Origin of the sequence: Mycoplasmopsis citelli (assembly GCF_900660645.1) — a bacterium.
In the GTDB taxonomy this organism is placed as follows: domain Bacteria; phylum Bacillota_I; class Bacilli_A; order Mycoplasmatales; family Metamycoplasmataceae; genus Mycoplasmopsis; species Mycoplasmopsis citelli.
In genome coordinates this window covers 795037-820937 of sequence record NZ_LR215036.1, presented here as the reverse complement: position 1 = coordinate 820937, position 25901 = coordinate 795037, and the positions used below count along the sequence as shown (strand labels likewise).

Sequence of the window (25901 nt, the reverse complement as noted above, 5' to 3'; positions counted from 1 at the left end):
TTATACCTTTTATTGTGCAGTTTTGATAATTTTACGCAGAAATTGTGCAGTGTAAGAAATTGGAGAAGCACAAAGCTGTTCAGGGGTTCCAGTTGCAATAACTTTTCCTCCTTTAACTCCTCCATCAGGACCTAAATCAATAATATAATCAGCACTTTTAATAACATCTAAATTGTGCTCAATTACTAATACCGAATCACCATTATCAACGATACGATTTAAAATGTTAATAAGTTTTTTCACATCATGAGTATGAAGTCCAGTAGTTGGTTCATCCAGAACATATAAAGTTTTTCCGGTGGGTTTTTTCTGTAAGTAAGTTGCTAACTTTACTCGCTGAGCTTCACCACCAGAAAGAGTCGTAGACATTTGTCCTAATTTAATATATCCTAAACCCACATCTTGCAAAATTTGTAGCTTTTCGACAATTTTGTTTTTTGATTCAAAAAACTCAAGTGCTTTATCAACAGACATATCAAGCACATCAGCAATAGTTTTATTGCGGTATTTAATTTCTAAAGTTTCTCGATTGTAACGTTTTCCATCACAATCATCACAAGCAACATAAACATCTGGAAGAAAGTGCATTTCAATTTTAATAAATCCATCTCCAGAACATTTATCACATCTTCCCCCAGAAACATTAAAACTAAATCTTCCTTTAGCGTATCCACGAATTCTCGATTCTTCAACATTAGCGTAAATTTCTCTAATATCATCGAAAACTCCCGTGTATGTAGATGGATTTGAACGAGGAGTTCTTCCGATTGGGCTTTGTGAAACAGGAACAATTTTATCAATATTTTCAAGTCCTTTAATTGAAGTAAAATTAGCTTTTTTGTGAGCATGACCTTGTGCTAATCCCAACGAATATTGAATTCCATGCACTAAAATCTCATTTACAAGTGTGCTTTTTCCAGAGCCACTAACTCCAGTAACTGCTACTAATTTTCCAAGTGGTATTGACACTGAAATATCTTTTAAATTATTTTCCTTTGCTCCGTTAATTGTAATGATTTTACCATTTCCGCTTCGGCGATATTTAGGAATTTCGATTTTTCACTCTCCAGAAAGATATTTTCCAGTTATTGATTGTTTGTTTTTAATAATGGTTTCTAAATCTCCAGAAGCTACTATTTGACCACCCTTATGACCCGCTTCAGGTCCAATATCAACGATATGATCTGATTCTAAAATGGTTTCTTCATCGTGTTCCACTACAATTAAAGTGTTTCCTAAATCTACCATTTTTCGCAAGGTTTCAATTAATTTTAAATTATCTTTTTGATGTAATCCAATTGAAGGTTCATCTAAAACATACAGTACTCCAGTTAAATTAGAACCAATTTGAGTAGCAAGCCTAATTCGTTGCGATTCTCCCCCTGAAAGTGTTTCAGCATTCCGATTTAAAGTTAAATACTCTAGTCCAACGTTTTTTAAAAAAGTTAGCCGATCAGTAATTTCTTTGATAATAATTTTAGAAATTTGAGTTTCATTTTCGCTAAAAGTTTTTTGTAATTGCTCAATAAAATCAAGCGATTCTTCAATTGACATTTGTGTAAATTGGTAAATATTTTTATTTCCCAATTTAACTGATAAAGCATCAGAATTTAATCTTGCTCCTTTACATACATGACACACAAATGAACCCATATATTTTTTTAATCAGTCTCTAATTGCATCACTAGTGGTGTTATAATACATATTTTCGACTTTATCTAAAATACCAGGAATTTCTTTTTTGTATCTGCGACGATTCCCGCTGCTTGAAACTAAATCAAATTCAATAATTTCATCAGATCCATTTTTAACATATTTAAGCAATTTTTCAGGGATTTCGTCAATTGGAGTGTCTTTATCAATTCCATAATGGTTTAATAAAACTTCAAATTCTTGTCACTCTAAATTAAGTGTATTAACAGTATTTTCAAAATACTTAATTCCCCCTAAAGAAATGCTTCTTCATGGTTCAGGAACTAAAGCATTTCAATCAGCTTTAAATTCAACACCAATTCCCTTACAGCTTTGGCACATTCCATAAGGTGAGTTAAATGAAAAAAGTTTTGTTTCGATTTTTGAAATACTAAAATCCTTGTAAATACAAGCATGATTTTTCGAAAAGATCAGAACCTGTCCATTATCAATATTTTCGACTTTAACAATTCCGCCTGAACGTTCACAGGCAATATCAACTGCTTCTGCAATTCGATTTTTGTTTTCTTCAGTTAATGAAACTCGATCAATAACTAAATCAATCACATGACGAATATTTTTATCTAAAGTGATTGTATCTTCAAGTAAATAAATTTGATTATCAATTTTAGCTCTTAAAAAGCCTTCTTTTTTAAGTTTTTCTAGTAAATTCTGATGAGTTCCTTTTTCTCCTTCTACTAGTGGCGAGTAAATAATTAAGCGTGAGTTAAGTTTTTGATTAAAAATTGAAGTGATGATGTCTTTGAGAGTTTGTGAGGTAATTTCAATGTTATGGTTGGGACAATAAGCTCTTCCGATCCGTGCAAATAAAAGTCTAAAATAATCATAAATTTCAGTTACAGTCCCAACTGTTGATCGCGGATTATTAACAGTAGTTTTTTGTTCAATGGAAATTGAAGGACTCAATCCTTCAATTGATTCAACATCAGGTTTTTTGGTCCCGCCTAAAAACATTCTGGCATAACTACTTAAACTATCAACATATCTACGACGTCCTTCTTCGTAAATTGTGTTAAAAGCTAGCGAACTTTTTCCTGAGCCACTAAGTCCGGTAAAAACAATTAACTTGTTTTTTGGCAAAGTTAAAGAAACATTTTGCAGATTATTTTCTCGTGCTCCTTTAATGATAATTTGATCTTTTTTTGACATTTTTCCACCTAACTAGGTAAATCACAACCATTAACAGGGTGTAAAATTAGAGTCATTTTTTCAATTTCTAAGATTTGTTGTGTTGAAAATAATCCATAATCATTAACAAGCGAAACTAAATCTTTAGCTGATCCGTCTAAATTAATAAACCCAAATTTTTCTTTTGCTAATTGGTATAGCGATTCACTAATTTGCTCATTTTTCAAAGCATTCTCAAAATTGTTGATATTTTGCTTTTTTAAAGTACTTTTAATTTTAGCAAATTTATCATTTTTATGTGTGGTATATCCGATAAGCAAATAACCTAATGCAACCGCAAAAGGTTTGGTGTTTTCAACAAAAGTATCATTACGTTTAAAAAGGGAAAAAGTTAGATAATAGTATAACTTTTTATCATCTAACTCTAACTTTAATAAAATCTTTCTAAAGGCGTTATATAACGAAACAACATCAATAGTTTGAATTAATATTAAATCGCTATTATTTTGAATTTCTCTGTATGTATATGTCATATTTTCATTAATAATTTTATAACATTAAATAGCAAAAAGTGCAAAAAAGAGCTAAAAATATGGTTTTTTTAGCTCTTTTCAATTTGTAGCTCAAAAATAATATCTCTAAGTTCCCTTGCTCGTTCATAATCAAGAAGTTTAGCAGCTTCATTCATTTGTTTTTTAAGTTCTTTGATAATTTCATCTTTATCTTTTTTAGCAATTTTTTCAGAACCTTTTTTATTTTTGGTTTTTTTCATTAATGCTTCAACAGCATTCATAATTGAATGACCATGAATAGGTTCAGGAATTGGTTTAATAATTGTTTGAGGAACGATATTGTGAGCTTGATTATAAGCAATTTGCATTTGGCGTTTTTCTTTATTATCATCAATGCAAATTTGCATACTTTTTGAGATTTTATCTGCATAAAAAATTGCTTGACCTTTGTGATTACGAGCTGCACGACCAGTAATTTGAATAAGTGAACGATAATTTCGCATAAAACTTTCTTTATCAGCATCTAAAACAATCACTTTAGATACTTCTGGTAGATCAATTCCCTCTCTTAGCAAGTTAATTCCAATAATTGTTTCAAAAATTCCTGAACGCAGTTTTCGCAAAATTTCATTTCGTTCAAAAGTATTATATTCACTGTGAATATATGCAGCTTTAATTCCCCGTTCGGATAAATACACTGCTAACTCTTCAGAAAGTTCCTTAGTAGTGGTTAAAATAATAGTTTTATCTCCACTTTCGCGTTGCTTAATAATGGTATTATAAATATCTTCGATTTGATTTTTGGTTGGTTTAATAATAATCTCTGGATCTAATAATCCAGTTGGACGCACATATAAACGAGTAACCACTCCTTGAGTACGTTCAAGCTCATAATCCCCTGGAGTTGCTGAAATAAAAACTTTATTAAAATCAAAGACATTTTCTCATTCTTCAAATCTTAATGGACGATTTTCAAGTGCACTAGGTAATCTAAACCCATAATTAACTAAATTTTCTTTTCGAGAGCGATCTCCGGCATACATTCCATGCAATTGTGGCACAAACATATGTGATTCATCAATAAACATCAATGAATCTTTTGGAAAGTAATCTAAAATTGTGTATGGACGTTCTCCAAAGGTTCTTCGGTCAAGATACATCGAATAATTTTCAATTCCCTTACACATCCCAAATTCTTTCATATCATCAATATCATTTTTAACTCTTTGATTTAAGCGGGTAGCTTCTAAAATTTTACCTTCTTGAGTAAAATAATTAATTTGTTGTGATAATTCCTGTTCAATTAAAGGGATAATTTGGTCATAAACTGAATTATCAGTTGCGTAAGCATTCCCAGGAGAAAGTGTATAAATTGCAACTTTTTTAAGAACATTTTTTGTCAGCGGATCTACTAATGCAATTTCTTCAATTTCATCCCCAAAAAACGAAATCCGAACGCAACTATCCTCTGAATCAGCTGGGCGCACAAATACTACATCCCCTTTGACAGTAAATTTGCCTGGTGTTTGATCTATATCATTGCGTTCATATTTAATTTGAACTAAATGGGAAATAAATTCTTTTACCGAAATACTTAAGCCTGCATAAAATCTGTAAAAAGAGTCTTTATATATTTCGGGATTTAATGCTCCATAAATAGCACTAACAGAAGCTACTACAATTGTATCTCGACGAGTTAAAAGTGAATTAATAGTGCTAAGACGTAAAATTTCAATTTGCTCATTAGTTTGGGAGTCTTTTTCAATGTATGTATCAGTTTGTGCTAAATAAGCTTCTGGTCGATAATAATCAAAATAAGAAATAAAATATTCAACAGCATTTTCAGGAAAAAAAGCTTTTAATTCACTGTAAAGTTGCGAAGCTAGTGTTTTAGTATGAGTTAAAATAATTACTGGTTTATCAAAATCTTTAATTACATTAGCAATTGTAAAAGTTTTTCCTGATCCAGTTACTCCTAAAAGAACTTGCTCCTTAACTCCATTTTTTATTCCTTGAGTTATTTCTGCAATTGCTTTTGGTTGATCTCCACTTGGTTGATAATTTGAATGTAATTTAAAAAGACTCATATTTTAATTATAGTTTAATATTACTTATTTGCTTAAATTGAAGATAAAAACAAAAAATTCTGAAAAATATTTGTATTTTTTGTTTTTGTATTATAATTATAAGGCAACAAAATAATGCGAGTGTAGTTTAATGGTAGAACTTCAGCCTTCCAAGCTGACTGTGAGGGTTCGATTCCCTTCACTCGCTCCAAATCATATTGTGTCCTTAAAACACCTTATCTGGTGTTTTTTATTTTTTAAAATAAATAAAAGAAAATGCACTAAAGTGCATTTTCCAAAACATATAAAAAAGTATAGATAATATTATATAAGAAGAAAAAAACGAGAGAGATGAAAGTCTTATGTATTAAAATCTATAAATATCGATGGTTCCAGATAGAAACTCTAAGTAAATAATAAAATAAGTATGTTAGAAAATATTAAGCGAGTATACTCTTTCTAAAAGAAAGAGGAGATCAACTGATGGATCTCATAATAATTATAAAGTTTTCGCAGTTTTCGAAGCAAAAAATGGATATTTTTCCACATTTTTTCCAGTTTTATTTGGTTTTTAAAAGATTTGAAAATAAATATAATTAGAACATGCGAAAATTTATTCCTGCTCAAAAAATTCAAAAAGACCAAATTTTAGATTTTTTATATCAAAATGAACCATTTTTAAATACTTTTTTAATTTCTGATATTGAAAACTTTGGTCTTTTTGCTGATAATGATGTTTTTACTTATGTAAATGAAGGCCCTTTGAAAGATGTTATTTTATATTTTTTTGGAAATTTAGTTATTTATTTAAAAGATGAGCATTTTGATGAGCAATCTTTTATTGAAATTGTCAAAAATCATAATGTTTTAAATATTTTACTAGTTGGAATAAAATATCAAAAACTTTTGAATTTACTCCAAAAATTTGGATTTAATTATTCACTTTATCAAGAAACTTTTATGAAAATAAATAAACAAAAGTTTAAACAAATTTATTCACAAGCAAACTTAAAATCTAAAAAAATCAAGCTTGAAGATATTCCTTTAATTATTAAAGCTAGCAAACAAATTGCTGAATTTGAAGGACTTGGAGAAAAATTAAATGATCCAAAATATTTGCAAAGTGCTTTTAACAGCGGATCATATTTTGGATATGTTATTAGAAATTCTCATCAAATTCTTGCACATGCAGCTTCTTCAGCAGTAACTAAACAAGCAGTAATGATAGGAAGGGTTTTTACTAATATTGATGAACGTCAAAAGGGTTATGCTTTTGATTGTCTCTTAAATTTATGCAATAATATTTTAAATTCAAACAAAACCCCAATTTTGTTTTGAAATAACATCCATGCAGGTAAATTGTATGAAAAAATTGGCTTTGAAGTTATTGGAGACTTTGTTGTTTTAGTAAAAAACCCTTAAAAATCTATATAATTTTAGAATTATAAAAAATTAAAAGGAAGAAAATGTTTTCAGTTAAAAAAATATTACAAAGACCTAAATATTTTAATAATAGAACTTATCAATTACAAGGGTGGGTTGTTTCAAACCGTGGAAATAAAAAAGTGAGATTTATTTCAATAAATGATGGGTCAACTATTAAATCACTTCAAGTAGTATTTAAAGATCAAAGTTTTGACTTTGAATTACTTGATAAGCTTAAAAATGGTTCAGGAATAGTTGTTGAAGGAATTTTAAAAGAAACCCCACAAGCTCAACAACCAATTGAGCTTGAAGCAACTAAAATAATTAAATATTCAGTTGCTGATGAAGATTATCCAATTCAAAACCAAGAAATTAAACTTGAAACTTTAAGAGAACTTCCACACTTAAGACACCGTACTAATTTACTTAGAGCAATTATGCTTGTTCGTTCAACTTTAGCCCATGAAGTACACCGCTACTTTATGCAAAGAGATTTTTATTACATGAATTCGCCAATTATTACTAGCAACGATGGAGAAGGAGCCGGAGAAACCTTCAACGTTAATGATGGTGATAAAGAGCCATTTTTTGGAAAAGATAAAAAAGCAACCTTGGGGGTAACTGGACAACTTCATGGTGAATCTGCTGCACTTGGATTGCAAAAAATTTATACTTTTGCTCCAACTTTTCGTGCAGAAAAATCAAATACTAAACGTCATTTAGCTGAATTTTGAATGATTGAACCTGAAGTGGCTTTTTATGATCTTTATGATGATATTGCTCTTGCAGATGATTTACTTAAAGTAGTTATTCGTAATACTTTATTTAAAAATAAAGACGAAATTCAGTATTTAAATGATAACTTAGATAATAGTTTAATTAATCGAATCGAGGAATTTCTTAATACACCATTAAAAATTGTTGAATATAATGATGCAATTGACCAATTAGCACAAGTTAAGCACCTTTTTGAAAATCAAGATATTAAATTTGGTCTTGATTTGGCTACTGAACACGAAAAATATCTAACTGAAGTAATTTACAAAGCTCCTATTGCTGTAGTTAATTTTCCTAAAGATTTTAAAGCTTTTTACATGAAACAAAATGATGATGGTAAAACAGTTGCTTCATTTGATTTACTAGTTCCAGGTGTTGGAGAACTTGTAGGTGGAAGTCAAAGAGAAAACGATATTAATAAACTTACTACCCGAATAAACGAACTTGGGATTAATAAAGAAGATTTACAATGATATTTAGATCTTAGAAGATTTGGGAATGTTGGTTCTGCCGGATTTGGAATTGGTTTTGAACGTCTTGTTATGTATATAACTGGGGTTGAAAATATTAGAGATGTGATTCCTTATCCAAGAACTTCAGGTAATATTCGTATGTAAAAAATTAGCTAAGCTAATTTTTTTATATACAATTTTTATAATGAAATACGTTAAAATTGGAATTGTTGCTGAATATAATCCATTTCACAATGGTCATATTTATCAATTGCAACTTATTAAACAAATGTTTCCTAATTGCAAAATTTTTGTAGCAATGTCACATAAATATTCGCAAAGAGGTGATTATATTTGCATGTCTTGATATAAAAGAAAAAAAATTGCAAAAAAATATGGAGTAAATAAATTTATAAAGCTAAAAATAAACATTTCCGCACAAGCTGCCCATATTTTTGCTCGTGAAAGTGTTTTAAAATTAGCTAAAAAAGGAATAAATTATCTAGTTTTTGGTAGTGAAAGTGGAGATGCAAAGAATTTGTTAAAAATTGCTAATATTTTAAAAAATAACAAGCCTGAGTATGACCAATTAGTAAAAAAATATCTCAAGCAAAAAGGTTTGAGTTTTCCACGAGCCACAAATTTAGCACTTCAAGATCTAACTGGAAGTAATATTTCTATGCCAAATGATATTTTAGGAATTGAATATGTTAAAACCATTGTTAATGAAAATTTACCAATTACTCCAATAGCTATTAAACGAACCATTGATTTTCATAGTGAACAAACCACAAATAATTTTGCTAGTGCAAGTAAAATTCGTCAAATGGTTGCAAAAAATGAAGATATTTCTCCATTTACTCCAGTTAAATTAAAAGATATTTCTAATAGACAAATTCAGCAAACATATCCAAAATTTCAACGCATTATTAAAAATACACCTGCACAAACTCTTGCGGGTTATAAAATGATTTCCGAAGGAATGGAAAATCTTTTTAAAAAACAAATTAATTCACCTGATTATGATACCTTTATTGAAAATTGTGTAAGCAGAAGATATACTGCTTCTCGCATAAAACGTGCATATTTGTTTGTTTTAAAAAGAATTAAAAAATAAATTAGATTAAAAAAGACAATTTTTTGCCTTTTTTGAATGTCTAATTTAAATTATTTTTGCTGTTATAGTTCCGTTTTCATTTTCTAAATAAATATCTTTATTTGAAGCTCCATCACTTCCTTGATTGTTAGTAACTCTTCTAAATTTAGGAATTGAAATAGCTTTCTTAAAATCAATTTCATTACGTTGAGCTTTCCCATCATTATTAAGATCTTTTCAGAAATAAATTTTATCATTTTCCTTTAAATTAACATAATTATCAGTAGTATATGGATAATAGACTTCATCAGCATCTGGGTATAATCTAGTTTGTAATTGTTCTTCTCTTTCATCAGGATCTAAAATTGATGCACCTTGATCAAATGCACTTTTACCAAAGAAATTAAAAGTATCTTGATACTGAAATTTTGTGCTAGTAATATTTCCATTGCTTGAAACAATTGCAAAACCACTTTCTTGCTTATCTTTTAAATATCCGCTAAATTTGACAAAATTTCGTGCAACACTATCAGTTCACAATTTTTCGTGTAATTTGTGAGTATCAGTAATTTTATCTTCTCATTTTCAAATGGTTTTAGGAAAAATTTGAGCAATTGCTTTTCCATATCCCATTGTATCTAGGAAAAGCTTATAAAAAGGTTTTGAACGATTGTTTTTAAATTCTTCTTTTAAAGTATAAAGTCTTGATGAATCATAATCTTGATTATTATCAGTAAGTCTTCCTTTGTAATTAAAAGGAAAAACAGTATTTGGAAAGGCTAAATAATCATCTTGATTAAACCCTTTATTTGTATAAGCTACTGTTGAAGGAGTTAAATAAGTTCTAAGTCAGTCATTCCCTGCACCATAAGTAAGTAATGCTACTCGATCATTTGTACCAATAGTGCTTCCGAATCAACTAAAAAAATAGTTTTTATTTTCTTCGGAACTTCTTGAAAGCCCACTATTGAGTTGATAATAATTCTCAAATGCATATTTTGTATATTCACGAGCAACCGATTCAGTTAATGAGTAAATATATTTAATATTAGCAGGTCCAATTTTAAAATTTCCATCAGTTGAATATAAAATATTAGCATCGTTTAGTAAATTGAATTTATCCTCATAACTATTAGCATAAGTTCATAATTCGCTTGGAGAAAAGATACTACTTAAATACTTATTTTTATAAAGTTGAGGTGCTTGATCATAAGAACGATTTCCAGAAAGATCTGCTTTTAAATTAACATTCCAATTTAAAAGGTTTTTAAATTCTTCAGTAAAATATCCATTTCAAAGTTGCACTTCTGAACCATGATTTTCCTCAGAGGCACCATGATAAATAATTCTAGCATTATTGTAACGATCTTTAGAATTACCGTATTTATCAATAAGCAATCCTACTTGAGCATAACTATTAGCCCAGTGGTGAATATATTCATGAAATAAAGTTCCCATTAAAGCACTCATTATTGCATAAAGTCCAATTCCTTTTTCAAGGAGTAAATATCCATTTAAATAAATGTTTTTATTTTGGGTAACATACACTCCATTTGCAGAAGCTGGAATTACAGTAAAATCATTAATATTAATTCCTTGAAGTTGGTGAACTTCTGGTCCAAAAGGAACTTTTCGCTTGAATTCTTGAGCAAATTTAACTAACGCATTTTTTCCTAACATATATCTATGAACGCCGTTTTCATCAGTTGCATATGAATATTCTTTAAAAGCTACTCCTGTATAAGGCTCAACAAATTGCAAATAAAAACGTTTATCAGTATCTTCTTTTTCTTCTACTTTTTGAAAATCTTCAACAGTAGAATTAAGCTCTTTAAGAATTTTTTCTTTTTCTTGATCAGTTAAATTATCTTGATTAACAAGAAAAGTTTCTTCTTCAGTAATAGGAACAATACGGTGTGGAGAAGTATCCTTATCATTAAAATCAACATATTTTGTTAACAATTTAAGATCACTTAAATTTACAGCTGCAAAATTATTTCTGGTTTCAACAGTAGGAGGGGTTTTTTTTGTTTTTAAATCTTCAAAAAAACTGCAACTTGCAGATGTTGCAACAACACTTAAAGTTAAAGGGATAGTTAAAAGAATTTTTTTGAATAAAGCCTTTTTCATAATGCTAATAATTATATTCTTTATTTTATAAAGAAATTAAATTTATAAAAACAATAGCAACAGTGCTATTGTTTGAATTTATTGGACTATTTGCTTAGTATATTCAATTCTTTTATCTGCTCATTTGACAACATCTTTAATAACTAATTTTTGAACTGCTGAAATTAAAGTTTCCATAAATTCAAAATCAATTTCTCCGTTTTTTGTGGGTAAATGAAATTTAATATTATTTATAAAATCAAAATCTGAATTAGTTCCTCAAGATAATTTTTCTACAGATTTTTGTAAACACAACGAAATAAATCTTAATTTATAATTTGTCATTTGCTTGAATTTAGGGAGTAAAATCTTAATATTATTGCCTGTAAAAAAATCTTGCTTTTGATAGAAAACCTTAAATGTGTCTTGTCCAAATGTTAGAGAATCTCCAGGATTTGAAAAATTAATATTTTCCTTAATAAATCCTACAATACCATTTGTTTTTGAAGTTCTAGTTACATAAGGTAATAAGCCATTTTCTTGCTTTTTGTAAATATTAAGTTTATTTGCGTTAAATGTTTTTTTACTTGAATTCACTTCAAACAAATCATTAATTTTGAATTCGCTTCATTTTATATCTAAAACATTAGAGCCTAAATTATTTGATAGTCTTCTTATCGCTAAGTCTTCTTCCTTAGTTAAATTAAAATCTTTAAGACCTGTAGCAGTTAAATAAGCTTCCAGCTCAGCGATTCTTTGAGCTTCCAGCTCAGCGATTCTTTGAGCTTCCAGCTCTTTTGTTAGTTCATTGATAAATTTAAAATCAATTTCTCCGTTTTTTGTCGGAAGTCATATTTTGTCTGTTTTCAAAGATTCTAAAGTTGGATAGCTTGAATATCCTCCTGTATATTTTTCTAATCATTTATTAACAGCTGATAAAACACTTAAATTTATTAAATCGACATTTCTAGGAGATAAAATAAATATATTTTGACTAGAATATCAAGGATTTTTTCTAATTTGTGCATGCACATATCCAATTTGATTTACTGATATTACATTATGATCATTTGGTTTGGTACTTAATTCTTTAACATATCCTTGAACTCCATAATTATCTTTGCTTCTACCTATAAATTCAATAGTTTTAGAAGATTTTTTAACAAAATCCATCTTTCCAGCATCAAAACCTCTAGAGGTTTTTACCTCAAATAAATCGCTGATTTTATATTCTTCTCACTGGACAAAATTTAACTTATTTTCCAGTGAGATATTTACTTTTTTAGATTTTCGTCCTCTAGATTTTCACTTTTGATTAAATTTGAAACTTCTCAAGCTAGAAAATCAGAAACAGTATTTTTAAAATCTTTTAAAACTGGAATTCTTTTTATAGGTTTGGATTGATTTCAATCAGCTCCATTTTTCGGATTAATATAACCTTCAAAATATTGGTCTTCATTAAAAATTTTAAGTTTTTTCTTCCCAAAATGTACAAGATCAACAACTTCTTGATATCTTTGTTTAGCTTTATCTGAATCTACTAAATTAATTTTTGATTTTTTACGATTGGTTCGAGTATATCCATCATAACTAAAATCAATGAATTTCACAATATTATCTTTATGGTGTGGTTCGCCGACTTTAAAAACATAAATATAAGTTTGTACACTTGATTTTCCAATAAAAATATCAATAGGCATTTTAATACTTGCTAATAAGGTGTGTTTTTCTAATATTGCTTGATTGTATGATTTAGCTTTTCCGGTTCCAGCTGAAGCTTGAATAATAATTGAAGCATATCCTTTATCCATTAAATTTAATGCTTTTTGAACAAAAATCATTCCATTACCAGATGCTGAATAGGGCGGATTTAAAATAAAAGCAGTTGCGGGGAATTTTTGGTTTTCTTTTCCAAATTCATAATTTCCTTCAAAATCAAGCAACGAATCTTTATTTAAAATATTAGAACTTCCATCCCCCATTAAAATCATATTAATAACAGCAAGCATATAAATTTCTTCTAAAAGTTCAACTCCTAAGAGTTGCTCTGCATTAATGCTAATGATTTTTTGTGCTAAGATTTCAGGAGATTTGATTTTTCTTTTAGCATCTTCAATCATCTCATTTCGAGCAGCTACTAAAAGACCTCCTGAACCGGTGGCAAAATCTCAAACATAACTATCTTTATTAACTTTTGCAAGTTTTGCTAAAAGAGTGGCTACATATGAAGGAGTTAAAACAACATCATTAAGCTTATCTTTTGTAAATCCCAATCAACTATACATTTCATTAAATAATTTACCAGTAAAATCGGTGGTAAGACCTGTTTTATAGTAAAAACCTAAATCATCAACAATTTTAATAAAAACTCTTTTAAGTTGACTTACACCATTAACTGGTTTATTAATCCTTTCAGATTTAAGTGTATTTTCTAAGGTTCTTATAATAAGTTCTTTTTTAATGTTTGGAATTTTTTTCTTATCAAAAAAGTTAGAAATTTTTCGAATAAGAATATCACCATCTCTTTCGTTCATTTCTTCTGAAGAATTTAAATCATTTTTAGAAAGGGATGATAATCCTTCTTCAGGAATTCCTAAAGTAGCTATAATTGTGGCTGCAACTAAATAAATACGGTCTTTTTCCAAAAGTCCGGTTTCATTTTTAAAAATATCATTATTGAGTTTAATTAAACTAGCATCAATAGCTTTTTCACGTTTGTTTTGTAATTCTTTAATTTCTTCTTCAGTTAAAGATAGCAATTTAACTTTGTCAATAAACTCATCAAAGTGTTCTTTTTTAAGAAATGATAAATCGCTGTATTCTCCAACTTTTTGGCCAATTCCAAAGTTTTCTTTAGAAACATAATAAACACCAATTTGGGGTTCTAATTCACCAAATTGATTATTAGATCCTGTCACACCAATGGCAATTACATCGGTGTAACTTGTAAGATGAAGCAAAGCATTTGCGTAATGAACCGCTCCATTAACAGCATAATCTCTAATGTTTTCAAATATTGGTTCGTTGTTTTTGTTTCAGTTATCCACTTCGCTTTTGGGATTTAATTTTTCAAGTTTATTTTTATATCCTTTATATTCAATTAAAATAGGATAATATTTTCCGCTTTTACTTTTAAGTAGTAATTTAGCATCAGGACGATTTCCTCCTGATCCTCCATTTTTAGATTTGTATTCATTTAGAGCATTATCTATTTCTAAATTTAGACTTTCTTGCTCTAACTTAACATCTAATCCATAATCCTTTATTAACATTCCATTAAATGTGAATTCAATAAGGGATTCTATAGATTGTGTCTTTTGCTGGTGTCTTTTGTCACTTCTTTCTCCTTAAAATGATTTATTGTGGATTTTTAAATAATTAAAAATTTAATTTCTTTATATATTATTATACAAAAAGACTATTTGATAAAAACTTTAAAAATTGCTTTTGTTTTAAGGCCTTTATATTTTAAAATAGAACAAAAATCGCATTTCAAAATGCGATTTTAAATTTATTTTGTGATATATATTAATTTAATTAATAGAAGTTATTATCTAGTTTATTTGTAGTTTATTTGTAGTTTATTTGTAGTTTATTTGTAGTTTATTTGTAGTTTATTTGTAGTTTATTTGTAGTTTATTTGTAGTTTATTTGTAGTTTATTTGTAGTTTATTTGTAGTTTATTTGTAGTTTATTTGTAGTTTATTTGTAGTTTATTTGTAGTTTATTTGTAGTTTATTTGTAGTTTATTTGTAGTTTATTTGTAGTTTATTTGTAGTTTATTTTACAAAGATAATAACTAAAACATATAAAATTCATATGAACCACTTAATTTTAGATTTTATTGCCTAGCTTTACAAGTTCATATGAAATTTGAATTTTTTAATCTATTAAAATAATCTAAAATTTTTGACTCAGAAAATATAATTAGTATTTAATAATGCTGCAATAGAAAAAATCTTTTGTAAATAAAATTTAAATGATGAATGAATTATTCTGGTTTTAAAATTATATTTTTCATTTTATCTTGTTTGTTCTTTAGAAGATATTTATATTTGATGTTTCTTTGATGTTTCTTTGATGTTTCTTTGATGTTTCTTTGATGTTTCTTTGATGTTTCTTTGATGTTTCTTTGATGTTTCTTTGATGTTTCTTTGATGTTTCTTTGATGTTTCTTTGATGTTTCTTTGATGTTTCTTTGATGTTTCTTTGATGTTTCTTTGATGTTTCTTTGATGTTTCTTTGATGTTTCTTTGATGTTTCTTTGATGTTTCTTTGATGTTTCTTTGATGTTTCTTTGATGTTTCTTTGATGTTTCTTTGATGTTTCTTTGATGTTTCTTTGATGTTTCTTTGATGTTTCTTTGATGTTTCTTTGATGTTTCTTTGATTAATTATTATTCTTTTTTATTCAATAACAATTCATTCCCCACCTTTTGTTGAACCCACTCTTTTTATTTTATTTTCTTTTTTAAGTTCATTTAAATAATGTCAAATAGCGTTAATTTGCAATTTATTAGAAATTTGTTCTGCAGTTAATTTAGGATTAGATTTTAATAAAAAAATGATTTCTTTCTTTTTTTCTTCTTTATTTATTAATTCATCATTAATAATTACGTGATTCTTACTATTTTTTAAAAATTCCTTATTTATTCTTATTATTGCTTCTGTATAATTATCATTTTCACTATTAGTTATTGGATAAAACTCCACTTTAGGAGATTTATTTTCACGTAATGCATTTTTAGCTCTTCGAATTCCTGTTCCAAATGATTCTATTAATTTTAAATCTTTGAACATCTCTCTTATTTTTTTATTTAAATATTTTCTTGTGTCAAAAGTTTCTTTTTTATTCATCGATTCAATTGTAACTGGTGGTAGTGGTTTGTTATGATTAACAAAAGAAATATATTTTTTATGAAAGGTAATTCTTATATTCTCATTATTATCATACTCATTGTGCAAAATAGCATTATTAGCTAATTCTCTAAAAGCATTAAGCGGATAATTATAAATTTTATTATGTTCAGTTTTATTATTGGTTCTTATTATGTATGAAGAAAATACATTCTCTTCAAAATATTGAGAAACTTGTTGAGCTTGAGTTCATATTGGTCCATCAAATATCTTAGATTCTATTTTATCGGTACCATTTACTTCTCTAGTAATTTCAACATAAGCATTAGGAATAAACTTTTTAGGATATTCGCAAAACATAAGAACTGCAAAGTTTTTTACTCTATAATAACCGTGTTTCCCGTCATCTATAAGTTCTAAATTTTTTGCTATTTCAAGCTTAGTTGAGTTTAATGTATCTTCTTTTACTCCAATTTCCTTTAAATATTTTTCATATAATCTCAATTTAAATCATCAAGAGTAGCTTTTTCATTTCAACTAGAAGAAAAATTCAAATTCGCAAATTTTCTTGTAAGTTCATATTCTTCTGAACTTGTAGGAATACGAGAATCTCTTTCTATTCTAATATACTTTCCTTGTTTAAGTCTAATATTTTCATCTTTTTCTGCTTTTTCAGTTGTTGTGTAAGGTCCATTATAATATTCTTCAATAGCAATAACAATATAATGTTTATTATCAATTTTATCTGCAATTATTTGATAATTAATTTTTGGACGTACATTTATATGAGAGAGAAGAGATTTAACTTCTTTTTCAGTTTTTTCCAAAAGAGATTTTTCTATTCCTGATATAGGTATTTTAGGAATAGCTTTTATTCCCGATTTTTCATCATCTACTTCTTCAACTCCAATAAATATTAATCCTATTTCATTATTCATGTAATTATTAGCAAATGCACAAGCAGTTTTTAAAATACTGCCCTTAAAAGTGAGAGATTTCTTATATTCGATAAAATCATTTTCAACTTGTTGGTTTTTTAAAATTTCGTGAGCCATTTTTTTAATATCTAATATGTTCATCTTCATAACTAAACCCCATATTAAAATTAAGCAAAATTATTTGCTTTAAAATAATTAAATCTAATAACCATACTTAATTGGTATCCATACAAAATAAATGAAACAATTTGTCAAATTAATCCACCAATTAAATCTAAATTTGCTCCATATTTTGAAATTGATAAAATTCAAAAGACAATTCAACAAAAGTTATTTAATTCAAAAATAATAAACATCATTGGTGAGATGCCTTTTCAATTTTTGTTTTTTATTGAAGTATAAAGTTGTGGAGCAAAAGCAAAAGTTGTTAGTGATGGAGCTATAATAGCAAAAATTGTGGCCGCATTTGAAGAAATTCGAAAAGCTGAATTACTAAAGTAAAGGCTAATGAAAATAATTCCAATTACTCAAGTTAATAATACTCCGGCAAAAGCAAGCAATTTTCTAGCTTGGACACTTTGTAGTACTACCGGAAGCTTACTTGGTTTTGTTAAATTAAAATCATAAAAATGATAAAGTAAATAAGTCATAATTCCATTAACAAATAATGAAACACCATCAGCAATAACAACATTTTGAAGCTTAAAAGGATTTGTTGAATCACTTAATACCCCAAAAATTGTTCAAGTTAAAATTCCAATGTGCAAAATTCAAAAAGAATAAAAATTTACTTTTTGCGTTTTTCTTTCTTTAAGAAGTTTAATAAGTTGCGGAAATGATAACCCAACTGTTAAAACAACAGTAAACCAACCAAAAACTGCTATTGAAGTATCCAAAATGTTCATATAAAAATTTTAGCAAAATACGCAATTTTTGAACTTAAAAGGTAAAATTAATATATATGTATGATAATATTGCTGCAATTTCATCTGGTTCATATGTTAACCAACCAATTTCAATAGTTAGAGTTGCTGGTCCAGATGCTGCCAAAATAGTTTCAAAAATTTTTAAAGGGAAACAAGGTAAAGATCATGAAATTACTTATGGTCATATTTTTGATGGTCCACAGATGATTGATGAAGTTTTAGTAATGTGGTTTGTCGGGAAAGAAAAAGAAGGTCAAATTATTTACAACAATTACTGCGGAGAACCTTTAGTAGAAATTAATTGTCATGGCGGTATAATAACTACTAATTTAGTTTTAGAAACAATTTTAAAAAACGGAGCTAGACTTGCTGAAAAAGGCGAATTTACTCGCAGAGCCTTTTTAAATGGAAAAATTGACCTAGTAAAAGCTGAAGCCATTCACGAATTAATTTTTGCTCAAACTACTTTGCAAAGCAAAGCCTCAATTAACAAATTCAACGGAAAAACGAGCGAATTAATTGATAAATTCATTAATGATATTTCTTATTTAATTGGACTTAGTGAAGTAAATATCGATTATCCTGAGTATTTAGATTTAGAAAATATTGATGATCAAATTATGCTAACAAGTTTGAACAAACTTAAAATTCAACTTCAAGAAATTGTTTCTTTATCTGAAAATGCTCGCTATGTTTTTGAAGGAGTAAAAGTTGCTTTAGTTGGAAAACCTAATGTGGGTAAAAGTAGTATTTTAAATGCTCTTCTTTCTGAAGATAAAGCTATTGTCACTGATATAGCCGGAACTACTCGTGATACAATTGAAGCTTCATACCAAATTCAAGGAATGTTATTTAAATTAGTTGATACGGCCGGAATTAGAGAAGCAAAAGAAAAAGTTGAATCAATTGGAATTGCAAAATCTTTTGAACAAATTCAAAAAGCCGATCTTGTTATTCATGTCTTTGACCCAACCCAAGAAAATAACCAATATGATGATTTAATTTATCAAGAAGCAACAAAAAACAATAAAATTTACATCAAAGTAATGAATAAAGCTGACTTAAACATTTTAAGTTCTAAAGAATTTGTTTCTATTTCAGCTAAGGAAAATCAAATTCAAGAGCTAGAAAATGCTCTTGTTGCTCATTTTGATAATATTAATGTTTTAGATGAACGAATTTTATCTAACACCAGACAACTTTCGTTAGTTAAACAAGCATTAATTTCAATTGATAATGCAATTTTGACAATTCAATCAGGAATGACTTTTGATGTAATTATTGTTGATTTATACGATGCGTGAGAATCATTACAAAATATCAAAGGAAATGTAAATAAAGAAGATCTTTTAGATGCAATGTTTAAGAACTTTTGTTTAGGAAAATAATATGGCAAAGAAAAAAAATAACTTTATAGATGCACATAACCATCTTACAAATAGATTTTATCCTGATTGAGTAATTGACGAAATTATCAATCAAGCTAAAACTCATAACATCGAATTTATGATTGTTAATGGAGGACATCGGGATGAAAATCATAAAGTCGTTGAACTCGCTAAAAAAAATGCAATTGTTAAGGCAGCTGTCGGGATTCATCCTGAAGATCTTAAACAAATTGAAGATGTAAAATTAATTTTACCTTTACTTAAAAAAGATATTGTTGCAATAGGTGAAATTGGACTTGATTATTTTTACGATGATGGTCCAGATCACAAATTACAAAGACAAGCTTTTGAAAAACAAATTATTCTTGCACAAGAACATAATTTACCAATAGTTGTGCATATTCGTGATAAAGAAGATGTATGAAATGCATATCAAGATGCTTATAATATTATGAAAAAATATAAGGTTAAATCAATGCTTCATACTTTTGCCGGAAACTTAGAATGAACAAAAAAATTTCAAGAGTTAAATTGCTATTTTTCTTTTAGTGGGGTAGTCACTTATGGAAGTGCAAGTCAAACAAGAGAAGTTATAGAATATTTACCTTTAAATCAAATCTTAACTGAAACTGATTCTCCATATTTAAGAGTTCATCCTTATAGTGGACAAACCAATGAACCAAATACTGTTTTATTTGTTGCTTATTATATTGCAGGACTAAAAAAAGTGGGGATGGATAAATTTGTTTCAAAAATAAATCAAAACTTAAGAGACCTTTTTAACCTAAAATAGTATGAAAAAGGAAATTTATGCTAAAAAACATTTTGGTCAAAACTTTTTAAAAGACCAAAATATTATTAATAAAATTATTGAAGTTTTTGACTTTAACAATCAACCAGTTTTAGAAATAGGCCCTGGAAGAGGAGCATTAACTAAAGAATTAGTTAAAAATGCTTCTGAAGTAACTTGCTACGAAATAGATTCGGATATGGTAAATATTTTAAATGCTCAATTTTCAGAGCAAAAAAACTTAAAAATTATAAATGAAGACTTTTTAAAAGCTGATTTAAACACTTTTAAAAATACTTATATTATCGCTAATATTCCTTATTACATTACTACCGATATTTTATTTAAAATTTTTGAAAACAAAGATAAATTTAAAGGTGTTTTGCTAATGGTGCAAAAAGAAGTTGCCCAAAGAATGAGTGCTTCAATTAATTCTCCTGAATATTCAAAATTATCTGTATCTTGCCAATATTTGGCAAAAGTCAAATTAGAATTTATTGTTAAAGCATCTTGTTTTTCTCCGGCCCCAAAAGTCGATTCAGCTATTGTATCGCTAGTTTTTAAAGAAAATATTTCAACTTCTCAATGAAATGAAATCAAAGAATTTTTTAAACTTTGTTTTGCTAATCGAAGAAAAAAGCTCATATATTCATTATTGAAAAAATACAATAAAGATAAAATTATCCAATCATTTACAGAACTAAAACATTCAGAAAATGTGCGTATTCAACAACTAAATGTAAGTGAAATTGTTCAATTGTACGAAAAATTAAATTAAAATAACTTGTATTTTGATTAAACAAGACAAGTTATTTTAATATTCTTTTAATATAACTTTTGGAGTTTATTTTGATATAAGTTCTTCATATGGTAGTTCTTTTAATTTTTCTTCTGATGTTTCAGGAAAATTAGTTAATAAAAATTCAGAAGGTAAATCACGTTGAAATGTTAAAGATTTATAAATTTTATTAAGATCAATTCGAACCATTTTATCAACTAGTTTTTCTAACTTATCAGTTTGAGATCTTAATCCATTAATTGCTTTAAAAATTTCTTCTTGTCTATCTTTTAATCCTTTTAAAGAATCTATAAATACTTTCTTTATATTTTCTGCTCCAAGCATAAATGCCTGAGCTCTTTGAACTGATTCTTCATTAATTTTACTCATTTCAAGTTTTTCAAAATAAGAATAAAATAACGAAAGAACAGATCCTAAAAAAGGTAATCTTAACACTACAATTTTTTGATACTCATCTTCATTAGGTGTATAGACAAAAAATTCTTTATTAGCTTCTAAATTAGTTACAAGAAGTGCAAAATGGGCATTTTCTTTATTTCGATCTTTTTCAAGCTTTTTAAAGTGGTCTGAGTTTTTAGTGGTCCCTTTGTCCGATTCTTGAGATTTACATTCAATAATAATTTTTCCAATTGATTCTTGAGTTTTTTTGCTTAAAAACTCAACATAAAAATCAGCCTTAGTTTTTTTTCCTTCAAGTGAAGTTTCATCAGCATTTTTTTCAGATTTGGCTTTTGTAATTTTTCCAAATTTTACAAATTCTCTAAATGGAGCAAACATTTCACGTAGTCGATCTTCAACTTTATTTTCTAAATCTTCTCCAATCATTTTTGTAGACATTTTCGAAAAATCATTAAGTTCTCGTTCAAGAGACGAAATTTTTATTTCTTTTTCTTTAACTTCGTTTCTTAATTTTTCTTCATATTGTCTGATTAAATCATTTTCTCTTTTACCAACTTCATTTTCTACAGTATCTTTAATTTTTTGTTCAGCACTACTTTTTTCAATTTCTAAATTAGTTTTTAATTTAACAATTTCATTTTCTTTTTGATTTATTTGTTGTTCATAATTAAACTTAAGTCCTTGAATTTCGATATTTTTTTGATTTTCTATTTCATTTTGAAGATCTTTTTTAATCAAATCAATTCTTTTTTCTTGCTCTTCTTTTTGAATTTTAAGAGATTCTAAATCACTCTTTACCTTTACTAATTCCGATTCTTTTTTACTTAATTCTTGTGTAAATTGATCTTTTTGATCTTGAATTTCTTTTTCTTTTTTTGCTTCAAATTCAAGTTTTAAATTATTTTCAATTAATGAAATAGTTTTTTCATTTTCTTGTTTTTTTGTTTGCTCATATTCTTGTAAAAAACTTTGCTTATACATGTTTTTTAATTTTTCAGTTAAATCACTTTTAAAAGAGTGAATATTGGTAAAATCTTTGTTTAAAAGATCGTTTAAATCAATATAATCACCTTCTTGTGCTGTTTCTTTGATGAAAAATTGTAACTTTTCAACATCTTTAATTTCAATTGATAATTTTTTGCTCATATTTTTATATATCTCCTTTGTTAATTTTTAAAGTTAAAAATTATACTACTGAAATTATACTATTTGGTAAATTTATTTGATATTTTAGATAAGTTTCAATAAATTAAGTTTTTAAATATTCATAAAATAAATATAATTACTAATATGAATTATAGGAGTGAGCTTATAGTTAAAAAATCTTCTTTTTATTCATACATTTTTCGCATATCTAATAAAAATGAAATTAAAAATTTTTTGCAAAAAATTGCTAAAGAACACAAAAAAGCAAGACATATTTGTTATGCTTACTTATTTTTAGAAGATGGACGAGAAAATGCAGGATTTAGTGATGACGGAGAACCAAAAAACACTGCCGGAAGACCAATTTACGAATTATTAAAAATTAAAAAACTTAATAACTTATTAGTTATAACTGTTAGATATTTCGGGGGTATAAAACTAGGTGCCGGTGGTTTAACTAGAGCTTATCGAGAAAGTGCAAATTTATCACTGCAATTATTTATAAAAGAAAATTCAGTAGGAGAATAAAATGATTAAAATTCAAGAAAAATTAAATGAAAATAATATTGCTTTAAAGATAGTATTTGAAAATTCTTCACACCCAGAATTTGTAATTAAAAAACAAAATCACATTACTGAAGATTTATCAAATAATGTTGCTTATTTATATGTTGAAAAAGAATATTTTTCATACTTTGAAGTTCAAAATCTCTTAAGAAAACTTCCAAAATCAATTAATCGTGATTATGTTTTAGATGTTGCTTCATTGGAAGAAAAATTTAATAAAGAAGAAGCTCTTCGTCTTGCAGTTTTATCAACTGATTTTGGAAGTGCAAAATTATTTAAAAAAACTTTTAAATCAGAAAAAACAGAAGAAAAAGAATTATCACTTTTAGTTCAAAATTATGATGATAAATATTTAAAAGAATTACTTATTGTTGCTGAAGCAATTACAACAACAAGAAACTTACAAATTACTCCAGAAAACTTTTTAAATAGTGAAAATTTAGCTTCTTTTGTTGCTTCAGATTTATCAGGAATTGAAAATTTAAAAGTTAAAGTTCTTACTAAAAAAGAAATTGAACAACTAAATATGGGGCTTTTACTCTCGGTAAATAAAGGAAGTACTCACGAACCAAGAGTTGTGGTTATTGAGTACAATGGAAATCCAGAATCTCAAGAAAAAACTGTTTATGTAGGTAAAGGAATTACATTTGATACTGGAGGAGTTAACACCAAAGGATATCATATGGAAGGTATGAAATTCGATATGTCTGGTTCAGCAATTGTTGCATATGCTCTAAAGGCAATTGCTCAATTAAAACTAGCTAAAAATGTCTCTGCAATTATGTGCATTACCGATAATAGAATTAACGGGGATGCTTCTTTACCAGAAAATGTTTATCAATCAATGAGCGGAAAATGAGTTGAAGTTGCTGATACTGATGCTGAGGGTAGATTAGTGCTTGCAGATGGTCTTTATTATGCAGCTGAAATACTTAAAGCAACTACAATTGTGGATGTTGCGACTTTAACTGGAGCTATTTTATCTTCACTTGGACATGTTTATACTGGAGTATTTAGCCAAAGCGATGCTAAAGTTAAATCTTTTTTAAAAGCTGCTTCACAAGTTAAAGAAAAAGTTTGAAGAATGCCAATGCATGAAGATTATGATAAAGGGAATAAATCTTCAAAAGTTGCTGATTTATTAAACTGAAGTTCAACTGTGCGTCAAGATTCTTCACAAGCGGCTATGTTTTTGAAAGAATTTGTTAAAGATGTAGATTATATTCACTGCGATATTGCAGGTACAGCTGATTTTAAAGGTGAACCTCAAGGTGTATTGGTTGCAACCTTGGTAGAATTTGCTAAAAACTTATAAGGTTTATTTTTCAAAAAGGTAAAATTTATATAGTTTAGAAAGGATTAATATGAAAATTAAACAAATTGATAAAGTCAGAAATAACGACTTATTATTAAAAGCTGTTTTTAAAGGCGATGAATATCCATCTACTTTAATTGAAAAAAATTCAACAGTAACTGAATACCTAGATAAAAACGAAGCTTTAGTTTATTTAGGAGAAGAAAAAGATTATAAATTTGAAGTTGTCTTTAAATTTGCTAAAAGCTATTTTGCTTCTCAAAGCAGAAATGTTCAAGTGGACCTTGATTCATTTGTTAAAGGGGTAGTTTGTGAACCTTGTGTAGTAAGAGCTTTTACTGAAGCATATAATTTTGTAAATGCAAAAATTTACAACGCTAAAACACTTAAAAAAGACACTAAATACCAAACTTCACTACTCATGCAAGCAAACGAAAATTTATATAAAGATGTTTTTGAAAAATATACCATTTTATCAGAAGCTGTTAACTTTGCTAGAGACTTACAAGTAACCCCACCAAATATTTTAAACTCTGAGTATCTTGCTGAATTAGTTGAAAAAAACTTATCTCAATATGAAAACTTAAAAGTTACTGTTTTAAACAAAAAACAAATTGAAGATTTAAAAATGGGGCTTTTACTTTCGGTTAACCGTGGAAGCGTTTATGAACCAAGAGTTGTAGTTATTGAATACAATGGAAATCCAGAATCTCAAGAAAAAACTGTTTATGTAGGTAAAGGAATTACTTTTGATTCAGGAGGATACTCACTTAAACCAAGTCGTTCAATGCTTGATATGAAATTTGATATGTCTGGTTCGGTATTTGTTGCTAGTGCTCTTAAAGCAATTGCACAATTAAAACCTAAAACAAATGTTGCAGCTATTATGTGTATTACCGATAATAGAGTTAATGGGGATGCTTCTCTTCCAGACTCAGTATGAACCTCAATGAATGGAAAAACTGTTGAAGTTAATAACACTGATGCTGAAGGAAGACTCGTTATGGCTGATGGATTAACATATGCTGTTAGAGAACTTAAAGCAACAAGACTTGTGGATGTAGCGACTTTAACTGGAGCTATTTTAGTGGCTTTAGGACACACATACACTGGAGTATGAGCTACCACCGATAAAGCTTGAGATGATTTAAAGCAAGCAGCTGATAGAGCTAAGGAACTTGTTTGAAGAATGCCTTTAGATGAAGAGTTTGCTAAAGAAATTAAAAATTCAGTAGTTGCAGACCTTAAAAATACTGATCTTAGTGGTGCTGGAGCTGGAAGTTCTTCGGCTGCAATGTTTTTAAAAGAATTTACTGAAGATGTTGAATACATTCACCTTGATGTTGCTGGAACAGCTAATAAAGGTTCAAAACCAGATGGTGCAATGGTTAAAACTTTAGTTGAGCTTGCTTTAGCTTCAAAATAAATCTCAACAATTAAAGCACATATTTTGTGCTTTTTTAAACTAAAATAAGATAATTTATTTTAAAAGTTTATAA

General features: G+C 27.7%; 19 protein-coding genes and 1 tRNA gene. 10 read left to right on the top strand and 10 right to left on the bottom strand.

The annotated features are described in order from the left end of the window. Window positions 1-9 precede the first annotated feature (9 nt). The 3 genes from uvrA to uvrB form a co-directional block, all read right to left on the bottom strand. Window positions 10-2862 carry an excinuclease ABC subunit UvrA gene (gene uvrA, locus EXC58_RS03055; RefSeq protein ID WP_129725571.1) on the bottom strand — a complete coding sequence of 951 codons (2853 nt, stop codon included), beginning with the start codon at window positions 2860-2862 and terminating at the stop codon, window positions 10-12. An 8-nt stretch (window positions 2863-2870) separates the two neighbouring features. Continuing rightward, the gene (locus tag EXC58_RS03050; RefSeq protein WP_129725570.1) at window positions 2871-3374 is read right to left on the bottom strand and encodes a hypothetical protein; all 504 of its coding nucleotides are present in this window, start codon (window positions 3372-3374) and stop codon (window positions 2871-2873) included. A gap of 68 nt (window positions 3375-3442) precedes the next feature. Then, window positions 3443-5440, bottom strand: a complete 1998-nt coding sequence (uvrB, locus tag EXC58_RS03045; protein ID WP_129725569.1) for an excinuclease ABC subunit UvrB — start codon at window positions 5438-5440, stop codon at window positions 3443-3445. Between the two features lie 116 nt (window positions 5441-5556). Between uvrB and EXC58_RS03040 the strand changes: the two genes are divergently transcribed. From EXC58_RS03040 to EXC58_RS03025, 4 genes are all read left to right on the top strand, one after another. Continuing rightward, window positions 5557-5630, top strand: a tRNA-Gly gene (locus tag EXC58_RS03040). A gap of 392 nt (window positions 5631-6022) precedes the next feature. After that, a complete protein-coding gene (locus tag EXC58_RS03035) occupies window positions 6023-6841 on the top strand; it encodes a GNAT family N-acetyltransferase (protein ID WP_129725568.1) in 819 nt (272 codons plus the stop codon). A gap of 44 nt (window positions 6842-6885) precedes the next feature. After that, on the top strand, window positions 6886-8238 hold the full coding sequence (asnS, locus tag EXC58_RS03030; RefSeq protein ID WP_129725567.1) for an asparagine--tRNA ligase: 1353 nt from the start codon (window positions 6886-6888) through the stop codon (window positions 8236-8238). Window positions 8239-8269: 31 nt separating this feature from the next. Then, window positions 8270-9190: a nucleotidyltransferase gene (locus EXC58_RS03025; RefSeq protein WP_197723792.1), complete on the top strand. Its 921-nt coding sequence runs from the start codon at window positions 8270-8272 to the stop codon at window positions 9188-9190. Between the two features lie 45 nt (window positions 9191-9235). On the opposite strand, the gene EXC58_RS03020 is transcribed toward EXC58_RS03025, so the two are convergent. The 6 genes from EXC58_RS03020 to EXC58_RS03000 form a co-directional block, all read right to left on the bottom strand. After that, window positions 9236-11299 carry an MYPU_1760 family metalloprotease gene (locus tag EXC58_RS03020; RefSeq protein WP_129725565.1) on the bottom strand — a complete coding sequence of 688 codons (2064 nt, stop codon included), beginning with the start codon at window positions 11297-11299 and terminating at the stop codon, window positions 9236-9238. Between the two features lie 78 nt (window positions 11300-11377). Then, window positions 11378-12613 (bottom strand): restriction endonuclease subunit S, encoded by a 1236-nt coding sequence (locus tag EXC58_RS03015; protein WP_129725564.1) that lies wholly within the window; start codon window positions 12611-12613, stop codon window positions 11378-11380. Then, on the bottom strand, window positions 12553-14550 hold the full coding sequence (locus EXC58_RS03010) for an HsdM family class I SAM-dependent methyltransferase (RefSeq protein ID WP_129725563.1): 1998 nt from the start codon (window positions 14548-14550) through the stop codon (window positions 12553-12555). The genes EXC58_RS03015 and EXC58_RS03010 overlap by 61 nt, the downstream gene beginning before the upstream one ends. Window positions 14551-15684: 1134 nt before the next feature. Continuing rightward, entirely contained in the window at window positions 15685-16638 is a 954-nt protein-coding gene (locus EXC58_RS04835; RefSeq protein ID WP_223211623.1) for an ATP-binding protein, read from the bottom strand. Beyond that, window positions 16614-17219 (bottom strand): AlbA family DNA-binding domain-containing protein, encoded by a 606-nt coding sequence (locus tag EXC58_RS04830; protein ID WP_223211622.1) that lies wholly within the window; start codon window positions 17217-17219, stop codon window positions 16614-16616. Before EXC58_RS04830 ends, EXC58_RS04835 begins: the two co-directional genes overlap by 25 nt. Window positions 17220-17239: 20 nt before the next feature. Next, window positions 17240-17977, bottom strand: coding sequence for a PQ-loop domain-containing transporter (locus tag EXC58_RS03000; protein WP_129725562.1), 738 nt, complete (start codon window positions 17975-17977; stop codon window positions 17240-17242). 56 nt (window positions 17978-18033) lie between these two features. On the opposite strand from EXC58_RS03000, the gene mnmE reads away from it, so the two are divergent. Genes mnmE through rsmA form a run of 3 tightly spaced genes read left to right on the top strand, consistent with a single transcriptional unit; the run spans window position 18034 to window position 20954 of the window. Further along, window positions 18034-19386, top strand: a complete 1353-nt coding sequence (gene mnmE, locus EXC58_RS02995) for a tRNA uridine-5-carboxymethylaminomethyl(34) synthesis GTPase MnmE (RefSeq protein WP_129725561.1) — start codon at window positions 18034-18036, stop codon at window positions 19384-19386. Between the two features lies 1 nt (window position 19387). After that, window positions 19388-20179, top strand: a complete 792-nt coding sequence (locus EXC58_RS02990) for a TatD family hydrolase (protein ID WP_129725560.1) — start codon at window positions 19388-19390, stop codon at window positions 20177-20179. 1 nt (window position 20180) lies between these two features. After that, window positions 20181-20954, top strand: a complete 774-nt coding sequence (gene rsmA, locus EXC58_RS02985) for a 16S rRNA (adenine(1518)-N(6)/adenine(1519)-N(6))-dimethyltransferase RsmA (protein ID WP_129725559.1) — start codon at window positions 20181-20183, stop codon at window positions 20952-20954. A 66-nt stretch (window positions 20955-21020) separates the two neighbouring features. On the opposite strand, the gene EXC58_RS02980 is transcribed toward rsmA, so the two are convergent. Further along, window positions 21021-22520, bottom strand: coding sequence for a DUF2130 domain-containing protein (locus EXC58_RS02980; protein ID WP_129725558.1), 1500 nt, complete (start codon window positions 22518-22520; stop codon window positions 21021-21023). A gap of 144 nt (window positions 22521-22664) precedes the next feature. Here EXC58_RS02980 and EXC58_RS02975 point away from each other — a divergent pair, with 144 nt between their 5' ends. From EXC58_RS02975 to EXC58_RS02965, 3 genes are read left to right on the top strand one after another with little or no spacing between them, the layout of a single operon-like run. Further along, entirely contained in the window at window positions 22665-23048 is a 384-nt protein-coding gene (locus tag EXC58_RS02975) for an IMPACT family protein (RefSeq protein WP_129725557.1), read from the top strand. Between the two features lies 1 nt (window position 23049). Beyond that, window positions 23050-24402, top strand: coding sequence for a M17 family metallopeptidase (locus EXC58_RS02970; protein ID WP_129725556.1), 1353 nt, complete (start codon window positions 23050-23052; stop codon window positions 24400-24402). Between the two features lie 49 nt (window positions 24403-24451). Continuing rightward, window positions 24452-25828, top strand: coding sequence for a M17 family metallopeptidase (locus EXC58_RS02965; RefSeq protein WP_129725555.1), 1377 nt, complete (start codon window positions 24452-24454; stop codon window positions 25826-25828). Window positions 25829-25901: the final 73 nt, after the last annotated feature.